Source organism: Mycobacterium sp. 663a-19 (assembly GCF_035616495.1).
Classification (GTDB): Bacteria; Actinomycetota; Actinomycetes; order Mycobacteriales; family Mycobacteriaceae; genus Mycobacterium.
Window position 1 is genome coordinate 53,966 of the sequence record NZ_JAPJAV010000018.1, and the last position, 13,383, is coordinate 67,348.

At 69.4% G+C, this 13,383-nt stretch carries 10 protein-coding genes; 1 reads left to right on the forward strand and 9 read right to left on the reverse strand.

All coding sequences use genetic code 11. From position 1 onward, the window contains the following. Window positions 1-2: 2 nt before the first annotated feature. From fadD32 to glf, 9 genes are all read right to left on the reverse strand, one after another. Window positions 3-1,901 carry a long-chain-fatty-acid--AMP ligase FadD32 gene (gene fadD32, locus OQ968_RS23645; protein ID WP_324681985.1) on the reverse strand — a complete coding sequence of 633 codons (1,899 nt, stop codon included), beginning with the start codon at window positions 1,899-1,901 and terminating at the stop codon, window positions 3-5. Window positions 1,902-2,139: 238 nt separating this feature from the next. Next, a complete protein-coding gene (locus tag OQ968_RS23650; RefSeq protein WP_324681963.1) occupies window positions 2,140-3,150 on the reverse strand; it encodes a cutinase family protein in 1,011 nt (336 codons plus the stop codon). 135 nt (window positions 3,151-3,285) lie between these two features. Beyond that, a complete protein-coding gene (locus tag OQ968_RS23655; protein ID WP_324681964.1) occupies window positions 3,286-4,194 on the reverse strand; it encodes an alpha/beta hydrolase family protein in 909 nt (302 codons plus the stop codon). A 124-nt stretch (window positions 4,195-4,318) separates the two neighbouring features. Further along, on the reverse strand, window positions 4,319-5,365 hold the full coding sequence (gene ag85B, locus OQ968_RS23660) for a diacylglycerol acyltransferase/mycolyltransferase Ag85B (protein ID WP_324681965.1): 1,047 nt from the start codon (window positions 5,363-5,365) through the stop codon (window positions 4,319-4,321). A 326-nt stretch (window positions 5,366-5,691) separates the two neighbouring features. Then, the gene (gene aftB / locus OQ968_RS23665) at window positions 5,692-7,662 is read right to left on the reverse strand and encodes a terminal beta-(1->2)-arabinofuranosyltransferase (RefSeq protein ID WP_324681966.1); all 1,971 of its coding nucleotides are present in this window, start codon (window positions 7,660-7,662) and stop codon (window positions 5,692-5,694) included. Then, complete coding sequence (locus OQ968_RS23670) at window positions 7,649-8,557, reverse strand: decaprenyl-phosphate phosphoribosyltransferase (RefSeq protein ID WP_324681968.1); 909 nt, start codon at window positions 8,555-8,557, stop codon at window positions 7,649-7,651. The genes aftB and OQ968_RS23670 overlap by 14 nt, the downstream gene beginning before the upstream one ends. After that, a complete protein-coding gene (locus OQ968_RS23675; RefSeq protein WP_324681970.1) occupies window positions 8,554-9,108 on the reverse strand; it encodes a phosphatase PAP2 family protein in 555 nt (184 codons plus the stop codon). The genes OQ968_RS23670 and OQ968_RS23675 overlap by 4 nt, the downstream gene beginning before the upstream one ends. Next, the gene (locus OQ968_RS23680; protein ID WP_324681972.1) at window positions 9,101-10,987 is read right to left on the reverse strand and encodes a glycosyltransferase; all 1,887 of its coding nucleotides are present in this window, start codon (window positions 10,985-10,987) and stop codon (window positions 9,101-9,103) included. Before OQ968_RS23680 ends, OQ968_RS23675 begins: the two co-directional genes overlap by 8 nt. Then, on the reverse strand, window positions 10,984-12,174 hold the full coding sequence (gene glf, locus OQ968_RS23685) for a UDP-galactopyranose mutase (RefSeq protein ID WP_324681974.1): 1,191 nt from the start codon (window positions 12,172-12,174) through the stop codon (window positions 10,984-10,986). The genes OQ968_RS23680 and glf overlap by 4 nt, the downstream gene beginning before the upstream one ends. 218 nt (window positions 12,175-12,392) lie before the next feature. Here glf and OQ968_RS23690 point away from each other — a divergent pair. Continuing rightward, on the forward strand, window positions 12,393-13,383 hold a 991-nt coding region (locus OQ968_RS23690; protein ID WP_324681975.1), incomplete at its 3' end, for a PirG.

Here is a 13,383-nt window from a genome sequence, read left to right on the forward strand (position 1 = left end):
ATTCAGTCGTTGGCGCCGGCGAAGGCGGTCGGTGAACCGACGCCGCTGCGCAGACTGCCGTCCAGGTAGGCGGCACGGCACGCGCGGCGCCCGATCTTGCCGCTGGACGTCCGCGGAATGGTGCCGGCCTGCACCAGCAGCAGGTCGCGGACGGTCACCCCGTGGCGAACGGCGATGGCCGCCCGGATGTCGTCGGCGATGGGTTGGTAGTCCAGCTTGTGCGTGCCGGCGGCGCGCTCGGCGACGATCACCAGCTGTTCGGACGTGTCCTCGGGGTCGAACTTGATCCCGGCGTGCGGGTTGTCGAACACCACCTGGGGCAGCTGGTTGGCCGGGACCGAGAACGCGGCGACGTAGCCGGTGCGCAGCGCGCGGCTGGCCTCCTGCGCCGAGTACTCGAGGTCCTGCGGGTAGTGGTTGCGGCCGTCGATGATGACCAGGTCCTTGATGCGGCCCGCTATATAGAGGTGTCCCTTGTGGTAAGTGCCGTAGTCGCCGGTGCGCACCCACATCCCGTCGTCGGGAGCGCCCTCGGCGTGCGACTGGCTGATCCGCGACTTGAGGATGTTCTTGAACGTCTGGGAGGTCTCCTCCTCCTTGCCCCAGTAGCCGATGCCGAGGTTGTTGCCGTGCAGCCAGATCTCGCCGATCTGCCCGTCGGGCAGCTCGCTGGCCGTGTCGGGGTCGACGATGACCGCCCACTCGTCCACCCCGACGACGCCGGCGGACACCTGCGCGACGGCGTTGGGCGCGTCGGCGGGGACCTCGACGAAGCGCTGGTTGTTCAGCTCGTCGCGGTCGACGTGGATGACCGTGGGCGCCTCGTCCATCGGCGTGGTGGAGACGAACAACGTCGCCTCGGCCAGGCCGTAGGACGGCTTGATCGCGGTCTCGCGCAGGCCGTACGGCGCGAACGCCTCGTAGAACTTGCGCATCGACGACGGGGACACCGGCTCGCTGCCGTTGAGGATGCCCTTGACGTTGCTCAGGTCCAGCGGCGGCTCGCCCTCCTTGGGCACCCCGCGCACCGCGGCGTGCTCGAAGGCGAAGTTCGGCGCGACGGTGAAGACCTCGCAGTCCGGGCCGTCCTCGGGCTTGCGCGCCATCTCGCGGATCCACCGGCCGGGGCGCCGGACGAACGCGGCCGGGGTCATGAAGGTGAAGTTGTGGCCGAGCACCGGCGACAGCAGCGCCGTGATCAGGCCCATGTCGTGGAAGAACGGCAGCCAGCTCAGGCCGCGGTCGCCCTCCTTGCCCTCGAGGCCGTTGAGCACCTGCAGCACGTTGGTGGGCAGGTTCAGGTGGGTGATCTGCACGCCCGTCGGGGTGCGGGTGGAGCCGGAGGTGTACTGCAGGTAGGCGATGGTGTTCTCGTCGGCCACCGGCTCCTGCCAGGTGCTGGCGACCTCGCCGGGCACCGCGTCGACGGCGATGACGCGGGGCCGTTCCTTGGCCGCCCGGGCGCGGATGAACTTGCGGACGCCCTCGGCGGCCTCGGTGGTGGTCAGGATCGTCGAGGGGGTGCAGTCGTCGAGCACGGCGTGCAGCCGGCCCACGTGGCCCGGCTCGGCCGGGTCGAACAGCGGCACCGCGATCCGGCCGGCGTACAGCGCGCCGAAGAAGGCGATCAGGTAGTTGAGGTTCTGCGGGCACAGGATCGCGATGCGGTCACCCGGCTGGGTGACCTGCTGCAGCCGGGCCCCCACCGCGCGGTTGCGGGCGCTGAACTCCGACCACGAGATGTCCTTGTATTCGCCGTCGCGCTCGGTGGAGAAGTCGACGAATCGATAGGCCAGATTGCCGCCACGAACCTTCGCCCACTTCTCAACGTGACGAACCAGATTCGTGTTCTCGGGGAACTTGATTCGTCCGTTGACGATGAACGGGTTGTGGTACGCCATGCCGGTTTCTCCTGTCACAACACAATTTGGTCGGCTGCCCCCGACGCTATAACCGCGCGCACGCCGGCCCCGTCACGGCGCATGCTAAGGCGAGCGTCGATTAGGTGCCAGCTTCGACCCCAACGGGTCACGATCACAATGCTCTTACTTTTCTCTTAATGTTAAGGGGCGGCACGCGGCAGACCAAATCACAAGGTACCGCCGATTCCGTCACACATCGGCCTACGTCGCGGTCATGTCACCCATGTTTGGGGTGGGGCGCATTCTCGATGAGCCCGTGGGCCCAGTTCGCCGTCCAATCCGTCGCCGGGACCCCGTCCAGGTTCCAGAACTGGGTGGTGGCGTACAACGCGTGTATCGGCTGGCCGGCGCCCCCGGCCAGCGTGTTCAGCGTGCTCGGCAGGTTGGCGACGCTGAACGCCTCCTCCGGGGCCGCGCAGATGAGGTCGCCCGGCGCGCAGATCTCGTTGGTCTTGTCGTTGAGCGCACCGAAACCGCCCGGGCGCGCGCCGGTCATGGTCAGGCCGAAACCCGACAGCATCGGCACCTCCGCCAGCGTGACCTCGGCGCCCTCGCCCGGCGGGTTGGGCCCGATGTCCTTGCCCACGCCCTGCTGGCGACGGCCGTCGGCGATCAGCGTCACACCGAGCACCAGGTCGTCGTCGACGGGACCGCGGCCGTTGCCGATGTCGCTGGCGATGTCGCCGGCGATCACCGCCCCCTGCGAGAAGCCCATCAGCACGTAGCTGGTCAACGGGCACTTGTTGTTCATGTCGGTCATCGCCTGGACGGTGGCGCGGGTGCCTTCGGCCCGGCTGTCGTTGTAGGACATCTGCTTGTCGGAGCTGAGCGGATTGTGAAACTGCGCCGTGTACGGCGTGGTGTACGTCTGCACCCGCGCGGATCCGAACTGCTGGCCGAGCTCCGCGGTCACCTTGTGCAGCAAGGCATTCGGGAACTGCATCGGGTTCAGCGGGTCGTCCTGCGGGGACGACTCCCAGGTGCCGGGGACCGTCACCAGCTGCACGTCGGGACACGACGCGTCCTGGAAGGCGGGCCGCGGCTTGTGCGGGTGCGTCGTCGTCGACGACGGGGGCAGCACGCCGGGCGGCACCGCGCTGGGCGGCGACGACGGGTGGCGCAACAGCATCACCGCGCCCAGGATCACCAGCAATACGACGCCGGCCATCGACAGGGCGGCGGCCCAGGCGAGGATTCGGTGGCGTTTGCGCCGGGCGTTGGTGGCCATGTTCTCCTGCTGGCAGAGTCTGGTGGTCGCAGCTCGATTCGAGGCAAGCGGCCGCCCCCTGCTGCTCCCCCCACGGTACCGGCTCACGGCGCCGGCACCGTCGGCGCTCGGGGCTGGCGAATGACTAGCGAATGACTAGCGGATGGCTCCGACGATGTCGCCCGACATCGCGCCCAGCTGCGCGGACCACGAGCCCCAGCCGTTGTCGCCGCCGCCCGGGAAGTCGAAGTGACCGTTGTGCCCGCCGGTGTTGCGGTACTGCTGGTAGAACTCCCGCGAGCTGCCCATCGCCGCGCCCGCCTGGCCGATCATCGCGGCGTCGTCGCCGCCCATGTTCATCGGGCTGTAGACCCACACCCGGGTGTTGTTCTGCGCCAGCAGCGTGGAGTGCACGTACGGGTCGTGCCACTTCCACCGGCCCAGCTGCGGCGCGCCCCACATGCCGTTGCCGTCCACGCCGCCGAACTGCTGCAGCCCGGCCAGGATCGCGCCGTTGTAGTTGGTGCTCGACGGGTATAGGAAGCCCGACAGTGAACCGGCCATGCCGAAGCGGTCCGGGTGGAAGGCGGCCAGCGCCATCGCGGCGTAGCCGCCCTGCGAGGCGCCGACGGCGGCGTGGCCGCCGGGGGCCAGGCCCTTGTTGGCGGCCAGCCAGTTGGGCAGCTCGCTGGACAGGAAGGTGTCCCACTGCTTGCTGCCGTCCTGCTCCCAGTTGGTGTACATGCTCCACGCCCCGCCCGCGGGCGCCACCACCGAGATCCCCTTGCCGGCCAGGGTGTTCATCGCGTTGCCCGCGGTCACCCAGTTGCTCACGTCCGGGGCCGCGTTGAAGGCGTCGAGCAGATACACCGCGTGCGGCCCGCCGCCCAGGAAGGCCACCGGGATGTCGCGGCCCATCGCCGCCGACGGGACCATCAGGCTCTCGTAGCCCGCGGCCCTGGCCTTGCCCACGGTTCCCGGCGCCGAGACGGCAGCCACACCGCCCAGCCCGACCGATAGTGCGGCAACGCAGAACACCCGCAGCAGCGCTGACAGACCCCTCATGTCCACCCTCCAACGTCTAGTCGCTGTGAGCACAGTAACCACACCCGATGGGTGGCGTAAATCACCAATGGCGGCGACCCCGGGGGATCGCCGCCATCGGCGGTGTTCGATTTCGGCCGGCCGACTAGGTGCCGTGGGTGCTGTTGCCGGCGTTGGTCGCCGCAGCCGTGGCGGGACCGGCGCCCGGCGTCGCGCCCAGCGCCTGCTGCAGATCCGGCTTCATGGCGTTGAGCTGCGCACCCCAGTACGGCCAGTCGTGGGTGCCGTTGGCGTCGAAGTTCCACACCGCGTTGTGGCCGCCGGCGGCGTTGTAGGCGGTCTGGAACTTCAGGTTGCTGCTCCGCACGAAGCCCTCGAGGAACTTGGCGGGCAGGTTGTCGCCACCCAGGTCGGACGGCTTGCCGTTACCGCAGTAGATCCAGATGCGGGTGTTGTTCGCGACCAGCTTGCCGACCTGCAGCGTCGGGTCGTTGCGCTGCCAGGCGGGGTCGCTGGACGGGCCCCACATGTCGTCCTTCTTGTAGCCGCCCGCGTCACCCATGGCGAGGCCGATCAGCGACGGCCCCATGCCCTGGGACGGGTCCAGCAGCGCCGACAGCGAGCCGGCGTAGACGAACTGGTCGGGGTGGTAGGCGGCCAGGATCAGCGCGGACGACCCGGCCATCGACAGGCCGACCGCGGCGCTGCCGGTGGGCTTGACCTGCTGGTTGGCGGCGAGGTACTGCGGCAGCTCGCTGGTCAGGAAGGTCTCCCACTTGTAGGTGGTGCAGCCGGCCTTACCGCAGGCCGGCTTGTACCAGTCGGAGTAGAAGCTGGACTGCCCGCCGACCGGCATGGCCACGGCGAGGCCCGACTGGTTGTACCACTCGAAGGCGGGGGTGTTGATGTCCCAGCCGTTGAAGTCGTCCTGCGCGCGCATGCCGTCGAGCAGGTACACGGCCGGCGCGTTGGGGCCGCCGCTCTGGAACTGAACCTTGATGTCGCGGCCCATCGCGGCGGAGGGAACCTGCAGATATTCCACCGGCAGGCCCGGGCGCGAGAACGCCCCAGCCGTCGCCGAGCCCCCCACGACGCCGATCAGGCCCGGCAGCAGGGCTGCACCAACAGCACCTACCGCGAGCCGGCGCGGCACAGCCGCCACGGCACCGCGAACTCTGTCAACGAGCTTCATCCTTGCTTCCTCATCCTTTCGGGCGCATTCTTCGTCCCCGCGCATGAATCATTGGGTCCGACTGCATACGTCTCGGGCGCAGCAGTGCCCGTGTAGTCAACCACACGATCGGGCCTCCGCTCTCATCGAGCACGCCCCGCAAACCGTCATCCGGCCGCGATTTCCGGTGGTTTTCGAGCCGAACCGGGCGCCCGAAGAGGGCGTTTCCGCATGTGCCGGGCCGGTGCCGCGCGCTGGTGGCACCGCAGATGTGAGTTTGCTGTCAATCCGCCGTGCCAGCGCGGCGCGAGCGGTTGGGAACCCGTGGGAAAAAATTCGCCGGAACTTCACTCGCGGGGCGGCGGCGGGCCCGCCTCGGGCACCGGCAGCCCGCACCGGGCGAGCTCGTAGAGCGGCACCCGGTCGATCTGGTACTGGGTGAAGGTGAAGGAGTGCAAGAAGTTTGAGACGAACCGGTGCGGCGTCATCGGGGCGCGCACCGAGGCCAGCACCGCCTGCGTCTCGGGGCATTGCAGCGCCGCGACCGCCTGGGTGACCCAATTCGCGTCCAGGTAGCCCGGAATGCCCGGATAGACCTTCACCCAGGGTCCGTCGGCGATCACCCAGTCCGGGAAGAGGTTCTTGTCGTGCCCGATCCGGCCGTGCGCCAGCCGTCCGGTGTGTTGCGCGATGGGGTTCGCCAGCCCGATCTGGTCGATCACCCGAACGTCGAGCCCGACGTTCATGCCGACCATGCCGAGGTTGGTGAAAAACACTGTGTGTTGCGGCTTTTGGGGTGGTTTGCCGCTGGGGGGCTGGCCCATCGGCACCAGGTCCCACTGCGTGTAGTTGCCGGACGGCAGCAGCAACGCCCCGTCCGGGGTGTTGTTGAGCGCCGTCAGAATCGCGGCCATCCTCGGGTAGCCCAGGTAGTCGGCGGCGGTCAACGGGTGCGCCTGCCCGGTGGCCTGCGCGTAGAAGCGGCGCTCGTCGACGATCCCCGAATACGTGACGTGGGTGGCGTCGTCACCCATCCCCGGCGAGTTTGCTGCCCACAGCGACCAGCCCGCGATCCCCAGCCACAACACCGCCGCCGCACCGCCCACCAACATGCCCGTCTCGCGCAGGTAGACCTTCCCGTCGGGAATGATCACCGGGACCACGGCGACCGGGGCCAGCAAACAAAATAGCGGCGCCAGCAACACCCGGGCGTGCATGAAATCGCCGCCCTGCCGGATCCAATACAGCGCCTGCAGCAGACCGCTGACGAGCACGAAGACCACCACGGCCGGCGGGCTCTGCACCCACCGGGCCACCCGCCCGTAGTTGGGCGCCAGGGCGGGGCGCAGGAATGACGGCCGGCGACGCGCCGCCATCAGCAGCAGCCCCAGCGGCACGAGCAGCACCGCGGGCGCCCAGATCGCGTAGGGCGCGTTGAAGTTCGAGAGGTAGATCATGCCCTGCGACCACTTGTCGCCGGCGGCGTCCTTGGCCAGGGCGGTGCCCGGCACCAGCAGGCCGTAGTAGCCCATCCGGAAGATCTCGTAGGCCACCGGCAGCAACCCGCCGGCCACCACGATCAGCGCCCGGCGCTGCCAGGTGCGCGCCGCGATCAGCATCATGATCAGCGCCAGCCCGCCCATCAGCGCGAACTCGGGCCGCACCAACACGCTGAACCCCGCCACGAACGCCAGCGCGGCGATGAACGCCCGGTGATCCGGGCGGGTCCGCAGCGGCTGCGCCCAGCAGACCATCATCCACCACAGCAGCCCGAGATAGGCCAGGGCCAGGCCGCTTTCCAGGCCGGAGGTGGCGAAGTCCCGCGACGGCGGCAGCGCGACGTAGACCAGCGCGCCGGCGGGCAGCATGATCGCGCGCGCGCCGCGCAGGCTCGGCGCGTAGAGCCGCCCGGCGCCCAGCATCAGCAGCACCACGCCCAGCACGGACAGCCCCAGGGACAGCGCCAGCGCCACGTACTCCATGCGCATCGGGCCGCCGACCCAGCTTCCCGCGTACATCAGGTACGTCCACGCCGTCGACGTGTTCGCCTCGACGCGCTCGCCCTGGTTGAACACTGGCCCGTTGCCGGCCAGCAGGTTGCGCACGGTGCGCAACACGATCAGCCCGTCGTCCGCGATCCAGCGCCGCTGCCAGGCGCCCCACCCGAACAGCACGGCGACCACCGCCACGCCCGCCCACAGGCTGGCCCGGACCACGACGTCGTACGGGAACACCGGCCACCGGACCCGCCTGGCCACCGCCCGACGGCGCATCACCCCCAGCCTCAGGGCATTCAGTTGGGGGCTAGCCGAAGGCAACGGCGGCTCCGACTGTCGCGATCCACGCCAGCGCCAGCGCCTGCAACACCCGGTCGCGCAGCGCGATGTCCTCCGGCTCCCCGGCCAGCCCGCCGTCGACGTCGACCGCGTAGCGCAGGATCGCGATGGTGAACGGGACCATCGACACCGCGAACCAGGACCCGGAATGGCGGTCGCGCTCGAACGCCCACAGCCCGTAGCACACCACCACCGCGGTGGCCGACAGGGTCCAGACGAATCGGAGGTAGGTGCTGGTGTAGCTCTCCAGCGCCTTGCGGATCGCCGCGCCGGTGCGCTCGGCGACTTGCAGTTCGGCGTAGCGCTTGCCGGCCACCATGAACAGCGAGCCGAACGCCACGAACAGCAAAAACCATTGCGACAGCGGGATATCCGTGGCCGCGCCGCCGGCGATGGCCCGCAGCAGATACGCCGACGACACGATGCAAATGTCCATCACGGCCTGGTGCTTGAGCCCGAAGCAGTAGCCGAGCTGCATCCCGATGTAGACGGCCATCACCAGCGCCAGGTTCGGCGTCAGCCACCAGGCGATCGCCAGGGACGCCACCCCCAGCAGCGCGGCCAGCAGGTAGGCCAGCCACTCGGGGACCACGCCGGCGGCGATAGGCCGGAACCGCTTGGTGGGGTGCTCGCGGTCGGCCGCGACGTCGCGCACGTCGTTGATCAGGTATATCGACGAGGCGGCCAGGCTGAACACGACGAAGGCCACCGACGCCTCGGTCAGCACCTTGGTGTAGTCGTAGCGGATGGTCCCGCCCAGCGCGGCCAGCGGGGCGGCCAGCACGATGACGTTCTTCACCCACTGCCGCGGCCGCATCGCCTTGACCACGCCGGTGATCACGTTCGCCGGCGGCCCGGTCACCACGTCTTCACTCATTCGGCGCACCTCTTTCGGAGCCTCTCGCCGCCGCTTTGGGCGATCCCCGCGACGGCGGCGCCGAGCGCGATGCCGAAGACCACGTCGCTGGGATAGTGCACCCCCAGCAGTATCCGCGACAGCGCCATCGGCGGGACGAGCAACACGGGCCCAGGCCCTTCGGGCAGCCCGGCGGCGCGGCCCATCAGGATCGCCGCGGCCGTGGTGGAGGTGGCATGCGCCGACGGGAAGCTCAGCCGGCTGGGCGTGCCGACGTTGACGGCGACGGCCGGGTGGTCCGGCCGGGTGCGTCGGACCAGCCGCTTGATCGCCACCGCGGCCGCGTGCGCGACGAACGCGCCGGCCCCGGCCACCAGCCAGTCCCGGCGGCGCCGCGGCGCGAGCAGCGCGCCCAGCAGCGCCACGGCCACCCAGCCGACGCTGTGCTCGCCGAAGTGGGACAGCCCGCGCGCCGCGGCCAGCGCCCGCGGGCGGTCACCGAGCGCCGACTGAACGGCCACGATCGCCGCGACCTCGCCGCGCGGCGCCTCCGACAGCGGGGTTTCAGCCATTGCCCGCTGCTGGCAGCAACGCCGTCTCCCACTTCTGCTTGCTGGACAGCACGGGCAACGCCCCCCGATACACCCGGCGCATCTCGTCGAACCGCCGCAACAGCTGGCGCTGCCGGCGCAGCGAGGCGAACAGCAACGAGAACATCTTGCGCCGGTCGCGCTGTCGATAGACCACACCGCACCCGTCGGCCGTCGTCACGGTCACGCCGTCGACCGTGCACAGCCGGAACCAGCGCGCGTCCTGGGTCGGCACGTTGAACTCCGGGCGCCGGTGGGCTTCCGGATCGGCGGCCTTGAGGTTGTGCAGCATGCCGCGGGCCAGCCGGTAGCCGATGGACAGCGGGTTCACCGGGGGATTCATCGCCTTGCTCATGCGCAGCGGCCGCGGCAGCTCGCTGGCCGCCGGCAGGACGACGGCGTCCGGGAACTCCTTGCGCATCCGGTGCACCTCGGGCAGCGCCGACTCCAGGATCGAGAAGATGTGCTCGGGGCCGGCGAGAAAGTCGTCGATGGCCCTGTTCTGGATCGCCACCGTCGAATATTCAAGGCAGGCAAGGTGTTTCAGCGTGGCCTTCAGGTGGCTGCGGACCAGCCCGGTGATGTCGCCGTCCCAGTGCATCGCGGCGACCACCAGCCGGTTGCGCAGATGGAAGTAGGCCTGCCAGTCGATGGCGTCGTCCTTGTCGCTCCAGGCCATGTGCCAGATCGCCGCGCCGGGCAGCGTGACCGTCGGATACCCGTGCTCGGCCGCCCGCAGGCCGTAGTCGGCGTCGTCCCACTTGATGAACAGCGGCAGCGGCTGTCCCAGCTCCTCGGCGACCTGCCGCGGGATCATGCACGTCCACCAGCCGTTGTAGTCGACGTCGATGCGGCGGTGCAGCAGCTGGCTGCGAGGGTTCTTGTCGTTCAACGGATATTCGGCGAAATCGTGGTCGTACTCGGCGTGCGGCGCGGCGGTCCACATGAAGTTCGACGGGTTCACCACCTCGCCCATGATGTGCAGGTGCGACGGCTCCTGCAGGTTGAGCATCTGGCCGCCCACCAGCATCGGGCTCTTGGCGAACCGGTGCATGGCCAGCACCCGCAGGATCGAGTCCGGCTCGATGCGGATGTCGTCGTCCATGAACAGGATCTGTTGGCAGTCGGTATTTTTCAGCGCCTCGTACATCACCCGGCTGTATCCGCCGGACCCGCCGAGGTTGGGCTGGTCGCAGATGGTCAGCCGATTGCCCAGCCGCGCGGCCGCGGCCGGGAAGTCCGGGTGGTCGCGCACCTTGCGCACACCCTGATCCGGAACGATCACCGCGCCGATCACCTCGTCCACCAACGGATCCGCGGTCAGCGCGGCCAGCGCGTTGGTGCAGTCGGCCGGGCGGTTGAACGTCGGGATGCCGACCGCGACGTTGGCCGTGCCCGGGGCGGGCTCGGTCGCATACCAGCCGCCGCCGAGCAGGTTGACGTTGGTGTCGGTGGTGATGTCGAACCAGATCCAGCCGCCGTCCTCGAAGGGCTGCAGCCCCACCTCGATCTCGACGACGACGGGCTGGTCCTCGGCGCCGGCGAACTGGCGCCCCTCGACGTAGATGCGCGCCCCGGTGGCCTTGGTCCGGTAGACGTCGACCCGCCCGGCGCCGGTCATCTCGACCCGCAGCACCACCGACTTGCAGATCGTCCAGCGCCGCCAGTAGCTGGCCGGGAAGGCGTTGAAGTAGGTCGCGAACGACACCTCGGACTCCGCGCCGATCTGCAGCGAGGTGCGGGTCGGCGCGTGCGCGCGCCGCGAGTTGATGATCGACTCCACCAGGTAGAGCTTGCGCACGTCGAGGGGCTCACCCGGACGCGGCAGGATGATTCGGGCCAGCAGGCTCTGGGCGGTCATTCGCGGTTCCCCTCGAGTGGTGCGCCGTCGCGCAGGTGCGGCGCCAGGACGTTGTCGTACATGTTCAGCGCGCTCGCGATGGCCATGTGCATGTCCAGGTATTGGTAGGTGCCCAGCCGGCCGCCGAAAAGCACCTTCGCCGAAGCGGTTTCGGATTTTGCGCGCTCCCGGTAGGCCGCCAGCACGGCGCGGTCGGCCTCGGTGTTGATCGGGTAGTAGGGCTCGTCGTCGTCTCCGGCGAAGCGCGAGTACTCCCGCATGATCACCGTCTTGTCGGTCGGGTAGTCCCGCTCGGGGTGGAAGTGGCGGAATTCGTGGATGCGCGTGTAGGGCACATCGAGATCGTTGTAGTTCATCACCGGCGTCCCCTGAAAATCCCCCATGGGTAACACTTCCACTTCGAAGTCCAGTGTGCGCCAGCCGAGCCGGCCCTCGGCGTAGTCGAAGTAGCGGTCCAGCGGGCCGGTGTAGACGACCGGCGCCGCCGGGCTCTCCGCGCGTAGTTGGCTACGTACCTGGAACCAGTCGGTGTCCAGCCGGACCTCGATGCGGTCGTCGGCGGCCATGTTCTTTAGCCACGCGGTGTAGCCGTCGGCCGGCAGGCCCTCGTAGGTGTCGCTGAAGTACCGGTTGTCGAAGGTGTAGCGGACCGGCAGCCGATTGATGACGGCAGCCGGGAGCTCACTGGGGTCGGTCTGCCACTGCTTGGCGGTGTATCCCTTGACGAACGCCTCGTAGAGCGGCCGGCCGATCAGCGAGATGGCCTTCTCCTCAAGGTTTTGCGCGTCCGCGGTGTCGATCTCGGCGGCCTGCTCGGCGATCAGCTGCCGCGCCTCCGACGGCGAAAAGTACTTGCCGAAGAACTGCGACACCAGGCCCAGGCCCATCGGGAACTGGTAGGCCTGCCCGTTGTGCATCGCGAACACCCGGTGGCGGTAGTCGGTGAAGTCGGTGAACTGCCGCACGTAGTCCCAGACCCTCTTATTAGAGGTGTGGAACAGGTGGGCGCCGTACTTGTGGACCTCGATACCCGTCTGCGGCTCCGCCTCCGAATAGGCGTTGCCGCCGATGTGCGGGCGCCGCTCGACGACCAGCACGCGCTTGCCGAGTTGGGTAGCCGCGCGCTCGGCAATGGTCAGGCCGAAGAATCCGGAGCCGACGACGAAGAGGTCGAAACGAGCTGTCATCGGTTGCCTAGGGTATCCGACCGCGCCGCGTAACCCGATTTGGCGACGCCATCGCGAAGATTGCGGCCAAGGTCGCAATTGCCTCACGATTCAATATCACCACTCTAGTCACAGCAATCTCACTCGTACCATCGACTGTGTGTGGTTCATGCCGGATAGGACGGGCAGGACACGCCGACACAACAGTTCAAATAGTTGTCCAGATTGAGGAGACTTCCGTGCCGAACCGACGCCGACGCAAGCTTTCGACAGCCATGAGCGCGGTCGCCGCCCTGGCAGTCGCGAGTCCTTGCGCATACTTCCTGGTTTACGAATCCACCGCGGGCAGCAAGCCGCCCGAGCACCACGACTTCAAGCAGGCCGCGGTCATGAGCGACCTGCCCGGCGAGCTGATGGGCGCGCTTTCGCAGGGCCTGTCGCAGTTCGGGATCAACCTGCCCCCGGTGCCGGCGTTGAGCGGGACCAGCGGCACCACCACCGGCGCCACCGGGCTCACCAGCCCGGGGCTGGGAACGCCGGGCCTGACCAGTCCGGGTCTGACCAGTCCGGGTCTGGGTACGCCGGGCCTGGGTACGCCGGGCCTGGGTACGGCGGGGCTGGCCAGCCCGGGCCTCGGCACGCCGGGCCCGACCACCCCGGGTCTCGGCACACCGGGCGTCGGCACACCGGGGCTGACCAACCCGGGCCTGACGCCCGGGACGCCCGGGCTCACCGCGCCGGGTGCGCCGACCACGCCGGGCGCGGGGATGAACCCCGCGCTGTCCAACCCGGGCCTGACCAGCCCGACTGGAGTCGCGCCGGGTCTCGGCGGTACCGGGGTCACCCCCAGCGAGGTGCCGATCGGCGCCGCGCCGGCCGGCTTGGACCCGGGCGCCGACGGTACCTACCCGATCCTCGGTGACCCGTCGACCCTGGGCGGCGCCTCGCCGGTGGGGACCGGCGGTCTCGGCGGCGGCTCCGGCAGCAGCAGCGGCGGCGGCGGGCTCGTCAACGACGTGATGCAGGCCGCCAACCAGCTGGGCGCCGGTCAGGCGATCGACCTGCTCAAGGGCCTGGTCATGCCGGCGATCATGCAGGGCGTGCACGGCGGCGCGGCCGCGCCGGGTGCCGCCGCGGGTGCCCTGCCGGGTGCCGCGGGTGCCCTGCCGGGTGCCGCGGGTGCCCTGCCGGGTGCGGCAGCGGGTGCGTTGCCGGCCGCGGCGGGTGCCG